We start from the raw sequence: 19,451 nt of genomic DNA, 5'->3' as shown, positions 1-19,451 counted from the left end.
TTCACCATACAGAATACGTCACTTGGAATATTTTTTGTAACTTTGTAGTCTAAGAATTATAAAACAAAAAGACGCATTATATGAATATAAAAGAGACTCCTGTCCTTCTGCTTACAGGTTACTTAGGCAGCGGTAAGACAACATTAGTAAACAAGATTCTTGCCAACAAGAAAGGTATTAAGTTTGCCGTCATCGTTAATGACATTGGTGAAGTGAATATTGATGCCGACCTTATTGAGGCAGGCGGTGTTGTCGACCAGAAGGATGACTCGCTCGTTGCACTCCAAAACGGTTGTATTTGCTGTACGTTGAAGATGGACTTAGTGCAGCAGTTGAACGAGATTGTATCACAGCAAAAGTTCGATTATATCGTCATTGAGGCAAGTGGTATCTGCGAACCAGCCCCTATTGCACAGACTATCTGTGCTTATCCACAGATGTATCCAGACCTGGCCAAGAAAGGAAAAGCAGTACTCGACTCTATCGTTACCGTCGTTGACGCACGTCGTATGTGTGATGAGTTCTCTGCTGGTAGTGACCTTCTGAAGAAAGACTTACAGGAAGATGACCTTGAGAATCTACTTATCCAACAAATTGAGTTCTGTAATATCATTCTCCTTAACAAAGTGGATGATGTCAGCAAGGATGAGTTAGGATTGGTAAAGAAGATTATCCGCTCACTCCAACCAAAGGCTGAGATTATCGAATGTAATTATGGAGATGTTGACTTAGATAAGATTATCAATACAGGAGACTTCGACTTTGATAAGGTTGCAACATCTGCGGCTTGGATTGCAGAGATTGAAGGACACGATGAGGAGGAGGAAGAACATGAGCATCACCATGACCATGATGAACATGAGGACGACCATGATGAGCATGAAGAACATCATGACCACCACCATCATCACCATCATCATCACCACCACCATGGCTTAGAGAACGAAGAGAGTGGCGAGGCTTTGGAATATAACATCCAGACCTTTGTGTATAATGCACGTAAACCATTTGACATAAACTTCTTTGATGACTTCGTTGCACGCCAATGGCCTAAGCAGATTATACGTTGTAAAGGCTTATGCTACTTCGCTAACGAGAAAGATATTTGTTATGTTTTCGAGCAAGCAGGAAAGCAAGTTAGCCTGCGCAATGCTGGTCAGTGGTATGCTACAATGCCACAGTTCCAATTACGTGAGTTCCTTGAGAAAAATCCTAAACTTAAGAAAGATTGGGAGGAACCATACGGAGACAGAATGCAGAAACTCGTATTTATTGGCCAAAACCTCGACAAAGAGGCTATCACCAAAGCCTTGGATACCTGTCTGACTGACTTCTAATCAGTTGATACCCTCACCATTCATGGGAGATTAACAGTATCTTATCTATGGTTCACCCAACCTATGGAGCATCATACTGACTATTCTTTATAGTCGTAGAGAGGGTTACTAAATGAGAGAAGGACGTGGTTTACCACATTCTCTCAAATCCTCACGGGGATTATCTCAATAATTACTCCATCATTCGAGAGAACAAGTAAGATTGCGAAAAATCATTACATAATATCAAGCCAAAGTCTCTCACAACAAAGGTATAGTATCTCTTATAAACAAGTTTATAACCCGCAATAAGTCAACGAGTTATATATAGCATTATTAAAGACGCCCTTCTTGCCTCAAGAAGGGCGTCTTCTGTATGTAAGAAGGGCATGTTCTTGAACGTTGAAAGGCCCCTTCTACCATCTTAAAGAGCATGTGTCAAGTTCGAGAGGAGCAAAAAGATTTGACATGATGAGAAGAGGAACCCTTCCTCCCAGCCCCTAAAACCTCTCCCCCATCCTCTCCTCGAAAAGGAGAAGGATGCCAAATGGGCTGACCTCCTATCAACATCTCTGAAAAAGGAAGGTGTCTAAAGAGACGTCTTCTCCTACCTCCTCCGAAAGAGAGGAGTACCTAACGGGATTAAGTTCGCTATAACTATATAGGTAATGAGCGAAGTATGACAATCTAACTCCGGCCAATAACAGTCAATATTCAATACCCAACAACATTTGCAAACATCTCCATAGAGGTAACCCGGTGGGTTCTGTATTAATATAATATCACCTCATCGCCAATCCGCAGACCACGCTCAGCAAGTTTCTCGTTCTTCTTCACGAGACTCTTCAGACGAATACCATATCGCTGCGCAATATCATATAAGCTCTCAGACTTGCGTACATAATATGGGCGATTCTTATATTCTTTCGGCACTTTCTTCTTTTTCTTCTTCAACCAGATATACTCACCAGGAATAAGTTGGTCATGCTTATCGCGCTCATTATACTTAGCAAGCTTCCTTGCACTTATCTCTAACTCCTTACTTAACGACTTAAACGAATCTCCCTGTCTTACAACAATATAATAGTTATCATTGTATCTATTGATAGGATGGGCTCCTACTATCTGAGCAGGACTAATCCTACCCTTATCAATATCACGAACAACAGTGTTCTCACCACTGTGATGCGCCATAAATCGGTCGTAACGAGTAGCCTTGTCATACTCATAGAGCTTATACAACTCTATCAGATTAATCAAACTCTGCGCATAAACAGGGTTAGTAGCATATCCAGCTCGCTTCAACCCGTATGCCCAACCACGATAATCAGTTCTATCTAAACTGAACAGACTCTTATAACGTGGACGGTCACGAAGAAACTTACAATGGTCTTCAAAGCTCTCTAATGCACTATCGTAGGCACGAAAACATTCTCCTTTTGCGTCATCATCGTGTGTGATAGTACGTCCAACCCAACCATGACATTTGATTCCAAAATGATTATTACCTAAAAGTACGAGTCGGCCACGGCCTGCCCCACTCTCAAGCAAACCTTGTGCTAAGGTGATACTTGCAGGTACACCATACTTCAACATACCTTCAATGGCCATGTCTTTGTACTGATCAATATAAGATTGATAAACTTGATTCCACCTTGCCTGTCCCGACGCTACGGTAGAAAACATATAGAGGAATGAGATAAAAGGAAAATATATCGCTTCATAAAAAGTTCTTTTTAGATAATATAACTGCAAAAATACACGTTTTATTATATACTACAAAGTGATTTATCTTAAATCTCTCAAACATTTCAAAACTTATACGTAACTTTGTACTCTATGAGGACTATTATCGCATTGGGGTCAAACCATAATCAAGAGGAGAATATTTACAAGGCACAAACACTGTTGAAACAACGTTTCAAGAATGTCAAATTCTCTGATAGGCGATGGACTGAACCGATTGGAATCACGTCGGATAAGTTCTTAAACTGTATAGGAACTCTTGAAACAGAGATGTCGCTCACTCAAGTTATACAATGTCTAAAGGAGATTGAACAGACGATGGGTGACTCGCATGAAAACCATCAAAAGGGAAAGGTTCTGATTGATATAGACCTTGCACAATACGGCGAGAAGATTGTAAAAGAGATTATATGGCTGTAAGAATAACAGGGAAATTAATCATAACACTCCTACTGTTCCTAACGTGCTCTGTCTCTGCATCTGCACAGAAAAGCAAGGATGCTGAAGAGTTGGGAAAGGCATTGGAATACTTTACGTCGGCAAAGTATCATGAAGCCCTGCTTATCTTTCAGCGATTAGATAAAGAGTATAAGCTTAACGAACGCTTTAAGGCTTATATAGGATTGTGCTATTACCACGATTGGGATTACGAGACTGCCGCTAAATACTTGGAGGATGCTATGCCAAAACTGGAGGTGTTCGCCCCACATGAACGGTCAGTCTACTATTACACCACGGCTGAAAGTAAGTTCAACCTTAAGCGTTACAAAGAGGCTATCCCCTATTATGAAAAAACACTAACCGTATGTTATGAACGAGAAAAGGCTGATGTCTATTACCGCTTAGGCCTATGTAATATGTTTCTACAGGCATGGAAACTGGCATACGACCAATATATGAATGCTGAAAAGATTTATTGTCAGTATAAAAAGGATGAAGATGTGCAAAGAAGACTTGCTCAGATAAAAAGAATGTCAGCTGCTTGCTGGAATAATTATGAGGCTACTTTACCTAAAGATTCACTATCGAAAATAGACGACAACACGACTAACAAACACAATGAGACGACGCAATTAAAAAACATATCGACAATTTTCAACTCATTGATATCTACAATGTTACTACCGCTAAACACGCCTGACTCTGTAAAAGATATTATCAAAAAAGAAGCGAAAAGAAATCTTGAAAAATAAGTACTATTTTTCTTTTCTTTTCTTCGTTCGTTCATTTTTTTTTCGTACTTTTGCGACACTAACATTATTAAATAGCATAAAAACTCTTGCTTATCACCCTCTTGAGGTACAAACCTAATAGAATTTAGGATTTTTATTCATCTGCTCAATAATTCGACGGCTTACATGTATCAGATAAGAAAGTAGAGTTACAAGATATTACCATAATCTAATATATGGAAAAACACAACAAGGGCTGGCACCGAAGACATTAAGATCTACGACGTCAGCCCTTAATAATTCCTATAAAGCTTATACTATCTCTATCCCTGATGCAATTTAAAGAACTTCCGCATGAATAGTATATATATAATAGATAATATTATAATCTGGCACAAAAGTGTAAGATAACCTGGATACATAATATACCAAATACAGCACAATAATTGTACCGCCATATAAACAAGGGAAACTATTACATGGGGTATCTTCAACTCATTTGCCATAATCTGAAACAAATGCTTTCGATGAGGTTGAGAAATATTCTCATGCAACATTATACGATGTAAAATAGTTAGACAGCCGTCAACACCATAAACAACGAGGAAAGACAGCCAAGAGAGGTCCCCTGTATTTATAACTATAAAACCAAGTGTAAACAAGATAATAAAGGCTATAGAAACAGAACCAACATCTCCTGCAAAGCACTTGGCCCTACTACGGAAATTAAAGAAACAAAATACAAGGGCAGCCGATAAAACTATCTTTAACAAAGATACAATGGTCTCAACTTCTGATGACTGACCCAACAAAGTTTCTTTATCTAAAATGAAAAGTATAGCTGAAAGGACTATTAATGAATATCCACCTGTTATTCCATTGATACCATCCATGAAATTAAAAACATTCATAGCTCCCGTACAAATCACCAAGCCCAAAACAAGAATAAGGACTATAGTAAAGAATCCACTACTGTTTATATCTATTATACTATTATTCCCAAGAATTAACTGGAATAATAGCAGTAACATTCCTATAAACTGCAATGGTAAACGTAATCGTGCACTTAAAGAATGTATATCATCAACAAAACTAAGTATAGAGACTATACTAAGTCCTATAAAGAAAAGCCAATACTCTCTTCCATAGAATATAAACCAAATTAAGGCACCAATATAAAAGATTATACCACCTCCTCTAAGAGTAATAAACTTTGAAGACCCTCGTTCTGATGGCTTATCTATAATATTAAAGTAATCAGCAACCTTAAAATATAAAACTTCAAGAATGAAAAGCGAAAGAAATATAATTGCTATCTGCAACATGCTTACTTATTTTAATATATCTTGTTCTGTTATAGGAGTATACGGACCATCCTTTGTTTCGAAGATTATAGTACCAGACTCTAATACCTCCATAGAATGCCATATCCCAGCAGGAATATGGACACCATAACATCCATGAGATTGGTCGAGAACATCCTCTTCAATAATTACTTTCTCTTCATTATAGAAAAATATCTTAAGCTTTCCACGCAGTAGTATATAAGTCTCTGCTGTATGTCTATGACGATGGATAGGGACAAAAGTTCCAGGTTCCAAAGCATTCAACATACGCTGACATGGAGCCTCTAAAGTTTCATGAAAATTATGATTCATCCGCAAGCGTTCTGACGACTTTGCTGCTGCACTTACAGTATCTAACAAATTCTTATCTATGATTTCCATTTACTATTTTTCCTTAAAACTATGTATCGTATAAGAAAGACCTTCACGAGCAGGAACAGGCATTCTGTCTATCTTTAACGCATTCTTAATCTTGCTATTATCAACAATATAGTTCTCTGTAAGCTTAGCCAAACGTTCCGTGGTTAGAGGTAAATGCAATTTGGCACCAGTCTTAGCTAAAGATGACATAGCAGAGCGTCCAAATTTCCATATTCGAGTCGGACGACCTAAGTTTTCACAAATAATACCAATCAACTCATTTGTAGACAAAACTTCATCATCAGCCAAATTATAAGTTCCACTCTTTACATCAAAAGCCAAAAGCTGCCCCACTACATAACAAACATTGCTTATAGAACAGAAAGAACGCTTATTCTCAAAGGCTCCTAATGGCCAAGGTAATCCTACATTTACGACTTTATAAAGTAAGTTCAGATTACCTTTATTACCGGGCCCATGCATCATACAAGGACGCAAAATATACACATGACGAGAGCCCTTTTGATTCATATCCAAATTACTCCATACCTCATTTATTTTCTTCTCAGCCTCAGCCTTACTTTCTCCATAAGGGCCTTTAGGCGTCATCGGCATATCCTCTGTCAAAGCCTCACCATTAACTTGGTCTGCTGCGGCCTTGACAGAAGAGAAGAATATGAACTTTTTTATATTTGGATGTTTGATAAAGTAATTAAAGACCTTCATTGTCAAATCAACATTAACTTTGAAATAAACACCAGCTTCTGTCTGATTCTTCGTATCATGTGCTTTACCAGCAAGATGAATTATAGCATCTACATCCGGTAATTTATTTTCTTCAAGATCTTTCCATAAATAATCGCCTGACCGCCCAAGCCCGTAGACAACATGTCCTTTCTCTTTCAAATAAGGTATAAGATTTTGTCCAACAAAGCCATGATAGCCAGTAATAAGTATTTTCATTTCAATATAATTTTTCTATTTCTTTCCAAACAATATGATTCTCAAAGTTATCACGAACCCACTTACGTGCCTTTACTCCATCTATATTTGTTTCTCCATTATGAATACGACGAATAGCTGCAGCCAACTGGTCTACATCATGTCTTACAAACAATCCTGTCTCATTTTCAAGTATAGAATCACAGCATCCTGTTGCACGAGTTGTAATAACAGGGACTTTCATTGACTGAGCCTCCAAAACACCTGTAGGAAATCCCTCACGATAAGATGCAAGGACATAAACATTCATCATTGCGTAAAAATACTCCATATCACAATTCTGAAAGTCAGTCCATATAATCTGAGTATCTTTCTTTATATCTTCTTGAACATCATCAGGAAGCGCATCTCGAACTTCAAACATTCCAACAAGAAGAAGTTTGTAATGAGGATTGTCTTTTTTTACCTTGCGAAAAGCTCTTACCAACTCTATAATTCCTTTGTCCTTCACTAAACGACCGGAATACCCTATCACCCAATCGTTAGTATCAATGCCCCACTTTCTTCTCATAGAAGATAGCTTAGCTGTATCAATATTATCTGGATTAAACTTTCCTTCGGTATCAATTCCACAGCACGTCCCTTTATGAAGAATTAATTGCTTGGCTGCGGGCGCTAAATGATCCTCTACAGAGTGTTGTAAAACAGAAGGAGACACACATACTATCTTGGTCGCACAAAGGGATGCCAATCGATCTACACTCATAAGGACAAAACGTTTTAGCCCACGTGAAGTTTGATAGACAAGTCCATGACGGAAATAAATACGATTTGGCACCCTCATTAACCATCCGGCTATCATCGACAACAAACCACCCTTAGGCGTGTGTCCAACAACAATCCCTATTTCTTTTTCTTTGATATATCGACAAATACCAACAATAGTCTTAAAATCTTGAAGAATATTAATAGATCTCAGAACAGGCATCACACGATAATCAAAACCATTCTCCTTGGCATAAGCATCCAAGTATTCTGACGCTGAACACACAACGTGGAAACGATATCCCTTCTCTTTAAAGTACTTAAATTGCCCTCCTATAAAATAAGGAAGTACAAAGTAAATATTTACAACATGGAGTATGTTTTTATTATTATATTTCATTATATACCTTGTTATAACCAACAACCATCATACTGATATCGAACTCTAAAGCTCTATTATAACAGCGTTCAGCAATCTCGTTATAATAAGTCTCATCACTTACTAAACGTTTAATTTCATCAGCCAATGCCTTTGCGTCCTCATGTGGGAAAAGAATACCATATCCCTTAGTAACTTCTTTCAAGCCATTAACATCAGAGGCTATAAAAGGCTTATGTGCACTCATTCCCTCTACATTACTAAGGCTCAACCCTTCCCAATGAGAAGACATCACGATAACATCTGCTGCTCTCAGGACATTTGGAATATCAGTACGTAAGCCTAAGAATCTAACTCGCTCACTTACACCAAGTGAATCTGCTAACTGCTTAACGATTTCTTGACGTATACCAACCCCAGCAAACCAAACCTCAAAGTGACTGTTATCGAGTAGCCCTAAGGCTTTAACAACCGTATCTTGATCTTTCGCATCCCGAAATCCAGCTACCATCAAAATAGCTTTTCTTTGTTCCTTTAATGACAACAAAGCATTATCGGGAGTTGCATCACTTATAGCCTTAACATCTACGCCATTATTAATTGTTGAGATTTGATTATATTGAGGATTGGTATTATCTAACCAAACTCCTCCCATATACTCTCGCAACTTGTCCTCAGCAATCTGACTTATACAGATAACATGATTATACTGTCCATACATCCAGCTTTCAATTGGTGCATACCATTTCCAATCACGCTTACGATTAGAAGTTGTATGCTCCGTAGAGACCAACTTTCGAGAACTAAATAAGTTAGCGATTGCTACAAATAGCTGTGGTGAAGAATTATGCGTATGAACAATATCATAATTCTTCATTATCTTTACCAGCTTTAATATATAGAGCGGATTATAAACCCCATGTCCTAACGCATATATCTTTGTCTGTGGACTCTCTTTCCTTAATCTCTGAGTCAATGGTGTTTCTTTTTCATTAAAGATACATAAATCCACCGTATTCCCCAAAGCCTGCAACCTTGGTATCAAATTAACCACCAAAGTTTCAGCCCCACCCATATCCAAAGATGTTATGACTTGTAATATTCTCATTATCCTGTTTCTTTTGTTCTATAATGCCAGATAATCTTCAAAAGTATTCCACAAATACCACAGAAAGTTTAAAACGTGTTTGCTGTCACTTTTAACATTTCATTATATAAAATTGATATTCAAAGGGTTATGACTTACTCTCAAGTGATAGGAATGACAGCAAAACCGAAAATTTACGCAATAGTAATAATCTATTTGCTTCCGAGAAGACACATAATAATATAGCATTTTCAGTGTTAGTATGCTTGGAACCAAATATAGGACTAACATTCCAGTTTAACACATATATACAGGTATGTTATGAATTATAGAATCCTCTTAACTATCTTTTATTTACACGCTTATCTTTCAAATGTATCAACCAACCTAAAGGTGCTACAGCATTCCATAATCCAGGAATCTTCGGATAACTATCATTTCCATTATAACACAAACGAAATCTCCAATAGTTAATAGCAGCTTTCAACTTATCTTTAAATGGAATGTCAAGCTCTAACATTTCTGCATAACACATCATAGTAGTAATCGGACTTCTCATCCTAACTTTGACTATATTAGACGTTAATCCTTCTGATTGATACTCTACCTTGTATATTATCTTATTGAAATAACGTAACTTATATTCTTTTGCAATACGATTCCACACCAAAGCCTCTGGACAAAACTTTTCTCCTTCTATATCTGGGAAGGGGAACTCTTTCATTACAGAAGTACGAAAGACTTCTTTCATATCTCCTCTTACATGAAACTTATATCGAATATCAACAGAATTGCAATCTATAGAGTCATCAGGAAGCCCACTACCTATTATACATCCATCAAAATATCCATCTATGCCTGACACACCAGCAAAAGATATATCATGTTTAATAGGTTGATAAGTTTCAACTACCAGTTCTAAAGCATTATTAGGAAGAATATCATCACTGTCTAAAATAAAGAAGAGTTCTCCTTTAGCTAATCCAACGCCAGTATTAATAGCCCTATGCTTTCCGCCATTCTTTTGCTGTACATAATGTATATTTATTTTCCCTTCCTTTACAAAGGAACTAACAACGTCTTTAGTATTATCCTTAGAACCATCATCTACTATAATCCATTCAAAATTCTTATATGTTTGAAGAATTAAAGTGTCATATAAACGGTGCAAAAGGCCTGCACGATTATATGTGGGAGTAAAGACACTAATTAATATATCAATCATATCAAACACATTTACTTTTTGAAAATATTATCTTGCTTAAAACAAGACGAATCTGATCCAAAGATATAGCCATTATAAACACAGCAAAGATTAGAAACGAGGTTCTCATAACAAAGCTTGTCGTTGTCTCACAACTGTACCACTGAGCAATCCACTTACCATAATAAGGACGTAAGATAAGTTCGTTTCCATGCAACAAATAAATTGCTAAACATGAGAAAGCAATTCGATTTATGATAGAACTTTTAAATTTAATTTTGCTAAATAATAAAACTAAAACAATAGATTCTAATATAACAAGCGGATTTGTATAAGTAAACAAACGCCCTTCTATTGGGATTCCTAAATATGTAACCGTATACGCTAAAAAGGTTAGAAGAAAAACAATACTTGAAAATAATAGCAATAGATTTCCTTTTGAGAGCGAACAAATTCTAAAATATCCTCCTACATTAATAGTATCGCCGTATTTTTTTAAATATCTACCTAAAAGATAAAGACAAATAAAAGAAAAAGCAGAGTATCCACCTGCCATCCATGCAGCTCCATCAATACTGAACCATCCATAAATAGTTTGGAAAATATAAAGTAGTATCAAAATATTACGATAATACTTTTGATCCACATTTTCCACAAAGACATTTAAAATAGGCGATAAAAAATAAAGACCCAAATAAGCTTTTATAAACCAATAGTCACTACCATTTAGCATTAAGACCGTTGTTAAGCTCTGCAAATTCATATGCTTACTACTAGGTTCAATAAAAACAAGTACTCCCCAAATTACAATTGCAAAGAAAAAAACTTGAAACAAAAGTATACTTAGTCTTTGCAGTCTTAAATTTATACCGAACCATCCGGAAATAAGAATAAAGACATTAACACAAATTATAGAAATCGCATCTATAAAATAGAAACTTATTGCTTTAAAAGGTTCTGCTATAACGAAAGCGGTTGTAGGGCGAGGTAGACATATCAGTACATGAACTATTAGAACCAAAATCATCGCAACAATCCTAAGCAATTCAAAGTTTGAATATCTCTCCTTTATTTTTTTCATAAATATTACATATTTGGTAAAAATCGAAAAGACTTACGACAAAATTTATCATTATCGTATTCATGATTGTATTCATAATTTTCCCAACTATAATCTCCTACTCTAACACCATTTGTAAAGAATGTTTTATAAGGATATAAGTTAAGATAAACCTGCCATCCTGTATAAATTCGTATATAAAGAAATAGACTCAGCCCTATAAGAAAAAGGGGAATCTTATTTTGTATATTTGTTTTATAAGTACAAATAGATGTTATTGTTGCAATTATACCGATCATATAATACCAACTCAAACGCCCACCATTCTCAGAGCGAACAAATAGTAGTAATATACCACAGAAAATAAGTGCCATATTCAACAAGACTACATGAAACTTATCGGCAGGGATATATTTATAGCTCTTTAATATAAGGTATAAAAAGAAAAATGCTTCTAAAATATATGCTATTCTTAAATCACCACTTGCATTATACTCTGCATGCCGCTCAACAATAGAACTACTTTCGTATACTTCAAAAAGTGAGTTAGGTAAAGGAGATAGTCCTAACAATAGTAAAAACAGCATAACTCCCACTATTAATTTTGGGGAAAATTTCTTTAATGGTATAAAGTACAGAGGAAAGAAAATAATAGCAGAATTATGCATAGAGAATCCTATAAGAAAGACTACCAAGAATTTCCACAACTTACGTTCAATAACATACTGAATACTTAACCATACAATTGTTGCAGCAAGCACTTGTCTCAAATAGGTAAATGTAAAGAAAAACCATAAGCCCATAAATAAAATTACAGCTAAAGGATAATTTTCCGTATACTTCCTTAGAGATATAAATAAAAAGATATAAATAATCAATGTGATTATTAAGATGAAAATATAACGATTCTCTGTAAAAAAAGATATTAGTACATTTAGAAAAGTATAACCAAATTCACTATTATAAAAATTATAATAAAGCGATTCAGAATACTTTCCTTTCATCGTTGTTATGTCAGCAATATTATCAAAAATTTCTCCATAAATATATCTGTCATAACCACCAAACATATCAGAAAAGCCTACGAAAAGAGATAAGCCTAAAAGAAATAGGAACAAAAATGAACTATGTTGATTCCTTCCTGGATTAAAAGATAGATAGGAAAAAACAGGTATAAAGAAAATTAGAAGATACAACCACATAAATTACTTATTTAATTAATAATTCCAAAAAGATTTCTTGCTATAGCCATTGTATTATGTTCTAATAGGACTTTTTTTTGCCCCTCTTTAGCAATTCTCTCATAGAGAAATATATTTTTCTTTATAGCATAAAGAGATTGAATAAAATCAATACCATTAGAGACCATAACACACGACTCTCCATTTTTTACAGATATATTCTCTAATGCATAAGGTGTACCAATGATAAGCAAACCATTTGCTATCCCATCTAACACCTTACCTTTTGTTCCAGTACCAACGTCTATAGCATTAACCTGTATATCATGTTTTTGCAACTCGGCTATATAATCTGGCGCAAAACAAATATGATGAGAATGGAAACCAGCCTTATGTAGTTTTTCACTCCACTTCTCCCATCCTTTTCCTAAAAAAGTTATATCAAAATAGGAAGATAGATCATGACTATTTTTTTTAAGTTCTGACAAAAAATCATCACTTCCATGCTGACAATAAAAATCGTATCTGCCTGTAAATAATAATTTTATCTTTGGTTGATGAAACTTTATAGTCTTTTTGCTATTATAGGCATATAAAGGATGGCGCATAAATAAAGAATTAGCTTGACCGTTCATCGATTTAAAAAAATCCGCATCTTCCTTACCAACAAAATGATATATTACATCTTTCTCACAGAAACGCCTCTCTAAACTCTTGTACTGCCAGTATGCAAATGAATACTTCATTATTTGCAATAGACTCATAGTTGCCCAAGGCTGCCGAAGCATCCTATAATAATAAAGAGATTCACAATCAGGCATAGTTACTATACATTTTGAACCTTCAAAATATTTAGAATGACTAGCTAACTCCTCACCATAAATCCAAATAATATCAGAGTGTGTACTTTTAATAGAATCAATATGTTTCTGGGGTAATCTACAATAACTATACAGTGGATATTTCAAGAAAACTCGAAGAAAGAACAAATGTAACATCATCATCAATTTTAACCACTTAGGTTTATCTAACAGATGAATTGTTATATTCAGTTCTTTTTCTACTTGCTCTATCTGGGCTGTATCTAATTCATTAATATTATAGCTATATACATTGATCGAAGCTGGAAAAGACTTCTTTACTGAAGATATCAAATGATAAGGTAAAGCACTCGCTGCACGACAATTATTAAATGTAGGAGTGGATAAGGATATTAAAGTCAATCTCATAAAAATACAATTAGTTATTAAGCCCTAAACGATATTTAATGAAATTCTTTACCATAATCATGAAAGCACAAAGCTTTAATATTTTTTTTGTGCGAATATGTACCATTAGCCATTGTTGAAGATTTAGCTTATATTGATACCTTTTTATATCTCTCTTAAGCTGGACAAGATAGGGATGTTCCCATTCAACAATAGACTCTGGATTATTAAATGCAATACTAACAAGGCCATTCAATCTGCTCCACAAAATCTCTGACATATAACAAGAGACCATATCAGAAGGAATAGATATTGCCCTTATCTTATCAAAAATCTCCTCATGTTCTAAAGAAGCCTTTTTCGTGTGAGAAACACTAGCTGTATTACGCCGGAAATTATACACCTTCCTAAAACATATATGTGGTGCACGAGTAATCTTAAACATTAAACGAATATTCATTATCATATCTTCTTCTCCGTCTATTTCCCGAGGAAAATCAAAAATATCATCTGTCAATAATGACCGACGATATAGTTTCGCCCAAGGGGATGGTGGGAGAAGCCTTGCTGTAATCATATTACGACGACAATCATCAAGTGACAATTCTCTACGATAATTAGGAGTATCTGGAAAACCTAATACAATGTCTGTGTCCTCTGTAAGACAATATAAATTTTCTAAGGCATCCTGCGGTAAAGAATCATCATTATCACAGAAATTAACCCATACCCCTTTAGCCTCACGAACTCCACGCCTTCGAGTAGCGTTTATACCTTCATTTTGCTTATGTATAACTCGTACCCTTTGGTCTTTCTTTGCGTAATCATCGCATATATGAGCAGAGCCATCTTTACTGCCATCATCAACTAATATTAACTCAAAGTCTGTGAAACTTTGATTAAGAATGCTATCTATGCACTCATGGAGATAACGCTCTCCATTATATACAGGAACAATAACAGATATTTGTGGATTCATTTTTTATTATATTTATTCCATTCACGATTCCATCTTCTCCAAACGAGGCGTCCCGGTTCCTTATGTGAGATGACTTTTGCAGGGTTCCCAGCAACAGTTGTTCCAGCTTCAACGTCTTTTACAATTACAGAACCTGCACCAATTGTTACTCCATCTCCTATTTTTACATCCTCGACTATACAAACAGATGGACCTATATAAACATTATTTCCAATCTGAGCAGCTTTTAAAAACATACTTCCAATAGTGGTATTTTGATAAATATCGACATTGTCACCTATAATCGCAGAAACATTTATAACTATAGGTCCATTATGTACTATTCTCAGTCCATAACCATTTGAGTTTGGCGATGTATAGAAATATGCAAAATAAGACCTATAATCTGATAGATAAACCTACTTACCCCCCCAGTAACAAATTATTACAATTAGACAAACGCAGCCAAAATAGAAAATGAAATCCGCCATCAAAAAGTGTTAACAACCACATTCTATAAATTCCTACATCCCGTCTCCCTGTTATGCGGTAATAATCACTTCGAATATAATCCAAACATTCAATATACCTCATATTTTTAAATTAACTGTTTCAAAAGATTTATCCAATCTTTTTTAATAACTTCTCCTTCAAATCTAAAAGAAGAAACCAGTGCTTTTTCCCCCATCATATTACGCAAATTATTATCTTCTATAAGTTTACAAATACGATTAGATAAAGTATATATATCTCCTACTTTATCTACAAGAAAACCATTTTCTCCCTCCTGAATAATTTCACTTGGACCTTGATGACAATTAAAAGATATCATAGGTAAACCACAACTAGATGCTTCTAGTAGAGCCAAAGGGAAACCTTCTGCACGAGAACTCATAACATAAATAGAATGTTTTCCATACTCCTCTTCTATTTGCTTTGTTACACCACACAGCCTCACTTTATCATGTAACCCTTTTCTGTCTATCTGGTGTTGTAAATCTAATCTATCTGGACCTTCCCCAAAAATATCCAACTGCCAGTCTGGATGCCTATCATCAACCAAACCCCAAGAATCTATAAGAATGTCAAAACCTTTTTGCCATCCAAGCCGTCCTACCGCAATCACAGTTTTTTCAGAAAGGCTAGAAATAACTTTTCTATCAATTGTAATCGGATTGTAAATGTACTTAACATTATTACAGAATCTTTTCCATGATTCATAATCAGTTTTTGATAATACAACTATTGTATCAAACTTCTTTGCAAAATAAACTCTACGTATTGTATGGATATAGTATAATAAATTCAATTTCCAGCCATGGAATCTTTCGCTCAAAAACATTTTCGAAACATCAAATGCGAAATGAAACCACATAACCTTTTTGCTTCCATCTTTTATCTGAGGTAAAAAAATAATTCTAAGCCTCCTAACGAAATTACGACACTAAATTGATGCTCTTGTAAATAATGAGTTAACGATTTCTTATATTCTTCTTTATAATTTGTACTACTTACACATAAATCAACAACATTAATATTCTCTGCAAGACTATATGCATGTTCCCTACCCCTTTGATTAGCAACTATTATCGTTATAGAATAAATATCAGATAAAAGGTTTGCACACACTGATAAGACCCGTTCCATACCACCATGGTTATAAAAACCTTCTATGCAATATGCAATATTGTATTTCATTTTGCTTGAATAAAATTTTCACATATATTTTTTAACTTATCAGCTATATTATACCAAAGCGATTTATTAGAAAAGTTACTTTTACATGTTAAAGGTAATTCTATGGGAAATAAAGTCCGTAACACGCCATTGTCATTTTCAATAATATTAAAAAGCTCTCTTAAACCATCTAGTCGACATGCACTTGTTTCTGATTGTTGTTTATTCTCAACATATATTACTGGTGTTTCTAATCCTAAACATGGAAGTGCGCAATGTATTCTTGAAGTAACAACATATTTTGCTTGGGCATATTCTTCTACTAATCGCTGTGCTTCTGCAAATCGCTCTTCTTCATTCTTAAAATTATTTTTATATCGTTTACTTTCTTGACAAACATATTCTGCATTTAGTAACACCTCTTTTGAGAACAACTTAATATATTGCCTATAAAAAGATGTAACTACAACTCTATGAAAAAATCCTCTATGCCAATAAAATTCAAATTTAGAAGCTATAACACAAATCGTTTTCCAATGTTTCAGTAGATAGAGAGAATTATAAAGAAATTCTTTGAGAGAGGAAGGAGTTTTAAAATAAGGGTCTACAAAATAAATCTTATTGTTTTTTTTCTCAGAATGATAACAACGACCTAAAGTTAATGTCATACATCCTGAAAAGAATGCATCAATTCCTTTAGCTCTCAATATATTCATCGTATAATAATCCCTACATCCTATAGGCTCATACTTTTTTAAATATTCAATAGACTTAGCCGAAAGTAGTTGCTCTTTAAAATTAGAGTTAATATGTAATGCTACAAATAATGGAATGATTTGTTTAGATGGTGGCCAATTCTCTGGATAATGCATATACCATCCATTCATTATTACTTTAGACAACTCCCCTTCATATTTGCCAACAAGCTCTCGATCTATAAATCCATCTAACCGCGGAAGAAACTGTGCAGAAGCAACCCCTTGGATATAGTCACCTATATTTATAAAATCAGTAGGTGTTTTTTTACCAATAGATAAAACCTGATATTTCATCTTTAAAAAATTTTATTTATTTTACAAAAACGTCTATTTTGTAGTTTTTATTTTAACATCTAACCATCGTAATAGAGGAGAACAAATAAGTAGCCTACACCTATCAATCACTATTGCACATACGAAAATCCCAAATAAAAGTGCAATGAATCCAAGAATTACTAAAATCTCATTGGAAAAAGTATAGATACTTCGACTTAACTTATAAATAAGTGTCGCAACCCCACCCCTATTCGAAAAAAGATAAACAGCCAACATAGATTTTGCGACATCATTGACAAACTTGATGTCTCTTATTTCTAATCTTGCAAACCAACTAAAAACACAAACAGCAGAGATAATGACAAAAGGAGAATTATAATAATGAAAATTCCAATACTTCATTCCAAAATAACTTAAAATAATCGTGATAAACGAAGAAACCAAATATAATAATATAAAATATTTCTTCTTAATTTTACACAACGTTTTAAAATATTTATGTATTAAGTGCCCTAAATAATACATATAAATAAATTGTGATAAGTTATACCCACTATTATTGACATCATTATGCAAAAAAAAGCCAAGATAAACATTTATAACAGAAAGGCATATTAAGATTAATACATCCAATTTCTGATCCATTTGTTTAAAAGCTAAGTTAAGTAAAGGTGAGAATAAGACTAAACAAAAATATACATTCATAAACCATCCTCCAGGATGACTAAAAGCCATAAAAGCTTTTATATAATCACCAGGAGTATGAACTATATCAAATAATATTGAGTCAAGAAAGACATGAAGTAGATTAAAAAATAAACATAAAAAGAAAAGGTTCAGTAATGAACTCCATCTAAGTTTTATAGAAAAGAATCCTGATATCAACAGAAAAATATTGACTCCTATAATTGTGATAGAATCAAGGAATTGTATTATAATGCCTCCATCTTTTAATCCATAAATACATAAATGATGGAGTACAATTAATAACATTGCAACAATCCTTAATATTTCTATGTTAGATTGACGAGAAACACATTTGCTCTTATTTATAGAACCTATCATATATATACGCAAAAATATTAATAATAAACTTCAAAATATATGTTTTCCATGAAAAACATGTTCCTTTAATAGGAAAGAGATGCATTTGATATGCCCTACACATAAACTGTCTTTTAAATTCATAACTTAAATCTCTATTGTTAGCAAGGTGTAAACATAAGCCAATTAACTGCGAATTTGATTTTTTTATATAGAAAGACTTTAGTTTATCACTTAAAGATTCGTTGAGACTAAAATCCACTAAATTTTTGCATATTTGCAAATCAGATAGAATTGAACGTTTTTGTTTATTAATGTCCATCAATCGATCAGTTGATTCTGGATTATAATAATACGTATAAACATATACATGACAGAACATAAAACGTTTAATATGAGCAAACAACTTAAGCTGGAAGTCTACATCTTCGTGCATAATATCCGTCAAAAATCGTATACCAGAACGAAGTAAAAACTCCTTCTTAAAAAAATGCGCACAAACCGAAGCTGGGAAATATCCATGCAACAATAACCATGAACCTGTATAAACTTCTACTTCGGAGAAATGTGGTGCATTAACCTTTGCAGGTTCACCTGAAGGTAAAAGACGTTTTATACGCATACAACATACCTCCAAATTATTGTCTATTGTTTTTTGGAGGCAATCTTTAATCTGATTGTCTATTAAATAATCATCAGCATCAATAAACATAATGTAGTCACCCGAAGCAACTTCAACACCAAGATTTCTTGCGCTCCCTTGCCCCCCATTGCTTTTGTTTATAACTGATAAATTAGAATAAGAAACCTTCATTCTATTTAGAAGTACAGACGTATTGTCTGTTGAGCCGTCATTTACAACAAGTACCTCAAAATCATTTATATTTAAGCCTTGATGATATACAGACTCCACACAACGCTCTATATATTTCTCAGCATTATATACTGGTATAATAAAAGAAAGAAGCATAA

Annotated in this window: 20 protein-coding genes; 3 read left to right on the top strand and 17 right to left on the bottom strand. The window is 34.3% G+C overall.

Features of this window, described 5'->3' with window-relative positions; all coding sequences use genetic code 11:
• Positions 1-80: 80 nt before the first annotated feature.
• Positions 81-1,337, top strand: coding sequence for a GTP-binding protein (locus tag HMPREF0666_RS07985; RefSeq protein ID WP_009011886.1), 1,257 nt, complete (start codon positions 81-83; stop codon positions 1,335-1,337).
• A 750-nt stretch (positions 1,338-2,087) separates the two neighbouring features.
• Here the strand turns inward: HMPREF0666_RS07985 and HMPREF0666_RS07980 are convergent.
• Positions 2,088-3,002, bottom strand: a complete 915-nt coding sequence (locus HMPREF0666_RS07980) for a glucosaminidase domain-containing protein (RefSeq protein ID WP_050803240.1) — start codon at positions 3,000-3,002, stop codon at positions 2,088-2,090.
• Between the two features lie 153 nt (positions 3,003-3,155).
• Here HMPREF0666_RS07980 and HMPREF0666_RS07975 point away from each other — a divergent pair, with 153 nt between their 5' ends.
• Together HMPREF0666_RS07975 and HMPREF0666_RS07970 are read left to right on the top strand one after the other, a co-directional pair.
• Entirely contained in the window at positions 3,156-3,482 is a 327-nt protein-coding gene (locus HMPREF0666_RS07975) for a 2-amino-4-hydroxy-6-hydroxymethyldihydropteridine diphosphokinase (RefSeq protein ID WP_009011884.1), read from the top strand.
• Entirely contained in the window at positions 3,473-4,255 is a 783-nt protein-coding gene (locus tag HMPREF0666_RS07970; RefSeq protein WP_009011883.1) for a M48 family metallopeptidase, read from the top strand. Before HMPREF0666_RS07975 ends, HMPREF0666_RS07970 begins: the two co-directional genes overlap by 10 nt.
• A gap of 302 nt (positions 4,256-4,557) precedes the next feature.
• Here HMPREF0666_RS07970 and HMPREF0666_RS07965 read toward each other — a convergent pair whose 3' ends face one another.
• The 16 genes from HMPREF0666_RS07965 to HMPREF0666_RS07895 form a co-directional block, all read right to left on the bottom strand.
• Complete coding sequence (locus tag HMPREF0666_RS07965) at positions 4,558-5,559, bottom strand: UDP-GlcNAc--UDP-phosphate GlcNAc-1-phosphate transferase (RefSeq protein ID WP_009011882.1); 1,002 nt, start codon at positions 5,557-5,559, stop codon at positions 4,558-4,560.
• A 6-nt stretch (positions 5,560-5,565) separates the two neighbouring features.
• Positions 5,566-5,961, bottom strand: coding sequence for a WbuC family cupin fold metalloprotein (locus HMPREF0666_RS07960; protein ID WP_009011881.1), 396 nt, complete (start codon positions 5,959-5,961; stop codon positions 5,566-5,568).
• 3 nt (positions 5,962-5,964) lie between these two features.
• On the bottom strand, positions 5,965-6,903 hold the full coding sequence (locus HMPREF0666_RS07955; RefSeq protein WP_009011880.1) for an NAD-dependent epimerase/dehydratase family protein: 939 nt from the start codon (positions 6,901-6,903) through the stop codon (positions 5,965-5,967).
• Position 6,904: 1 nt separating this feature from the next.
• A complete protein-coding gene (locus HMPREF0666_RS07950; RefSeq protein ID WP_009011879.1) occupies positions 6,905-8,047 on the bottom strand; it encodes a glycosyltransferase family 4 protein in 1,143 nt (380 codons plus the stop codon).
• Positions 8,037-9,134, bottom strand: coding sequence for a glycosyltransferase (locus tag HMPREF0666_RS07945; RefSeq protein ID WP_042856182.1), 1,098 nt, complete (start codon positions 9,132-9,134; stop codon positions 8,037-8,039). The genes HMPREF0666_RS07950 and HMPREF0666_RS07945 overlap by 11 nt, the downstream gene beginning before the upstream one ends.
• A 322-nt stretch (positions 9,135-9,456) precedes the next feature.
• Positions 9,457-10,338, bottom strand: coding sequence for a glycosyltransferase family A protein (locus HMPREF0666_RS07940; RefSeq protein WP_009011877.1), 882 nt, complete (start codon positions 10,336-10,338; stop codon positions 9,457-9,459).
• Position 10,339: 1 nt separating this feature from the next.
• Positions 10,340-11,398 carry an acyltransferase family protein gene (locus HMPREF0666_RS07935; protein WP_009011876.1) on the bottom strand — a complete coding sequence of 353 codons (1,059 nt, stop codon included), beginning with the start codon at positions 11,396-11,398 and terminating at the stop codon, positions 10,340-10,342.
• 5 nt (positions 11,399-11,403) lie between these two features.
• On the bottom strand, positions 11,404-12,579 hold the full coding sequence (locus tag HMPREF0666_RS07930) for an EpsG family protein (RefSeq protein WP_009011875.1): 1,176 nt from the start codon (positions 12,577-12,579) through the stop codon (positions 11,404-11,406).
• 11 nt (positions 12,580-12,590) lie between these two features.
• A complete protein-coding gene (locus tag HMPREF0666_RS07925; protein ID WP_009011874.1) occupies positions 12,591-13,787 on the bottom strand; it encodes a glycosyl transferase in 1,197 nt (398 codons plus the stop codon).
• A gap of 10 nt (positions 13,788-13,797) precedes the next feature.
• Positions 13,798-14,745 (bottom strand): glycosyltransferase family 2 protein, encoded by a 948-nt coding sequence (locus HMPREF0666_RS07920; protein WP_009011873.1) that lies wholly within the window; start codon positions 14,743-14,745, stop codon positions 13,798-13,800.
• Positions 14,742-14,981: a transferase gene (locus HMPREF0666_RS18085; RefSeq protein WP_009011872.1), complete on the bottom strand. Its 240-nt coding sequence runs from the start codon at positions 14,979-14,981 to the stop codon at positions 14,742-14,744. The genes HMPREF0666_RS07920 and HMPREF0666_RS18085 overlap by 4 nt, the downstream gene beginning before the upstream one ends.
• Before the next feature lie 341 nt (positions 14,982-15,322).
• Positions 15,323-16,099 (bottom strand): glycosyltransferase, encoded by a 777-nt coding sequence (locus tag HMPREF0666_RS07910; protein WP_009011871.1) that lies wholly within the window; start codon positions 16,097-16,099, stop codon positions 15,323-15,325.
• A 20-nt stretch (positions 16,100-16,119) separates the two neighbouring features.
• Positions 16,120-16,422 carry a hypothetical protein gene (locus tag HMPREF0666_RS18080; RefSeq protein WP_009011870.1) on the bottom strand — a complete coding sequence of 101 codons (303 nt, stop codon included), beginning with the start codon at positions 16,420-16,422 and terminating at the stop codon, positions 16,120-16,122.
• The gene (locus HMPREF0666_RS07905) at positions 16,419-17,453 is read right to left on the bottom strand and encodes a polysaccharide pyruvyl transferase family protein (protein WP_009011869.1); all 1,035 of its coding nucleotides are present in this window, start codon (positions 17,451-17,453) and stop codon (positions 16,419-16,421) included. The genes HMPREF0666_RS18080 and HMPREF0666_RS07905 overlap by 4 nt, the downstream gene beginning before the upstream one ends.
• A gap of 33 nt (positions 17,454-17,486) precedes the next feature.
• On the bottom strand, positions 17,487-18,500 hold the full coding sequence (locus HMPREF0666_RS07900) for an acyltransferase family protein (RefSeq protein WP_157600265.1): 1,014 nt from the start codon (positions 18,498-18,500) through the stop codon (positions 17,487-17,489).
• Positions 18,481-19,449 carry a glycosyltransferase family 2 protein gene (locus HMPREF0666_RS07895; protein ID WP_009011867.1) on the bottom strand — a complete coding sequence of 323 codons (969 nt, stop codon included), beginning with the start codon at positions 19,447-19,449 and terminating at the stop codon, positions 18,481-18,483. Before HMPREF0666_RS07895 ends, HMPREF0666_RS07900 begins: the two co-directional genes overlap by 20 nt.
• Positions 19,450-19,451: the final 2 nt, after the last annotated feature.

It is taken from the genome of Prevotella sp. C561 (assembly GCF_000224595.1).
In the GTDB taxonomy this organism is placed as follows: domain Bacteria; phylum Bacteroidota; class Bacteroidia; order Bacteroidales; family Bacteroidaceae; genus Prevotella; species Prevotella jejuni.
Note: the sequence above shows the minus strand (reverse complement) of the source record. Positions and strands in the feature narration are given on the sequence as shown.

Bases quoted from the DNA above. Each gene is read 5' to 3' on its own strand.
- HMPREF0666_RS07985 (WP_009011886.1), top strand. From the start codon at position 81: ATGAATATAAAAGAGACTCCTGTCCTTCTGCTTACAGGTTACTTAGGC.
- HMPREF0666_RS07980 (WP_050803240.1), bottom strand. From the start codon at position 3,002: ATGTTTTCTACCGTAGCGTCGGGACAGGCAAGGTGGAATCAAGTTTAT.
- HMPREF0666_RS07975 (WP_009011884.1), top strand. From the start codon at position 3,156: ATGAGGACTATTATCGCATTGGGGTCAAACCATAATCAAGAGGAGAAT.
- HMPREF0666_RS07970 (WP_009011883.1), top strand. From the start codon at position 3,473: ATGGCTGTAAGAATAACAGGGAAATTAATCATAACACTCCTACTGTTC.
- HMPREF0666_RS07965 (WP_009011882.1), bottom strand. From the start codon at position 5,559: ATGTTGCAGATAGCAATTATATTTCTTTCGCTTTTCATTCTTGAAGTT.
- HMPREF0666_RS07960 (WP_009011881.1), bottom strand. From the start codon at position 5,961: ATGGAAATCATAGATAAGAATTTGTTAGATACTGTAAGTGCAGCAGCA.
- HMPREF0666_RS07955 (WP_009011880.1), bottom strand. From the start codon at position 6,903: ATGAAAATACTTATTACTGGCTATCATGGCTTTGTTGGACAAAATCTT.
- HMPREF0666_RS07950 (WP_009011879.1), bottom strand. From the start codon at position 8,047: ATGAAATATAATAATAAAAACATACTCCATGTTGTAAATATTTACTTT.
- HMPREF0666_RS07945 (WP_042856182.1), bottom strand. From the start codon at position 9,134: ATGAGAATATTACAAGTCATAACATCTTTGGATATGGGTGGGGCTGAA.
- HMPREF0666_RS07940 (WP_009011877.1), bottom strand. From the start codon at position 10,338: ATGATTGATATATTAATTAGTGTCTTTACTCCCACATATAATCGTGCA.
- HMPREF0666_RS07935 (WP_009011876.1), bottom strand. From the start codon at position 11,398: ATGAAAAAAATAAAGGAGAGATATTCAAACTTTGAATTGCTTAGGATT.
- HMPREF0666_RS07930 (WP_009011875.1), bottom strand. From the start codon at position 12,579: ATGTGGTTGTATCTTCTAATTTTCTTTATACCTGTTTTTTCCTATCTA.
- HMPREF0666_RS07925 (WP_009011874.1), bottom strand. From the start codon at position 13,787: ATGAGATTGACTTTAATATCCTTATCCACTCCTACATTTAATAATTGT.
- HMPREF0666_RS07920 (WP_009011873.1), bottom strand. From the start codon at position 14,745: ATGAATCCACAAATATCTGTTATTGTTCCTGTATATAATGGAGAGCGT.
- HMPREF0666_RS18085 (WP_009011872.1), bottom strand. From the start codon at position 14,981: ATGTTTTTAAAAGCTGCTCAGATTGGAAATAATGTTTATATAGGTCCA.
- HMPREF0666_RS07910 (WP_009011871.1), bottom strand. From the start codon at position 16,099: ATGTGGTTTCATTTCGCATTTGATGTTTCGAAAATGTTTTTGAGCGAA.
- HMPREF0666_RS18080 (WP_009011870.1), bottom strand. From the start codon at position 16,422: ATGAAATACAATATTGCATATTGCATAGAAGGTTTTTATAACCATGGT.
- HMPREF0666_RS07905 (WP_009011869.1), bottom strand. From the start codon at position 17,453: ATGAAATATCAGGTTTTATCTATTGGTAAAAAAACACCTACTGATTTT.
- HMPREF0666_RS07900 (WP_157600265.1), bottom strand. From the start codon at position 18,500: ATGATAGGTTCTATAAATAAGAGCAAATGTGTTTCTCGTCAATCTAAC.
- HMPREF0666_RS07895 (WP_009011867.1), bottom strand. From the start codon at position 19,449: ATGCTTCTTTCTTTTATTATACCAGTATATAATGCTGAGAAATATATA.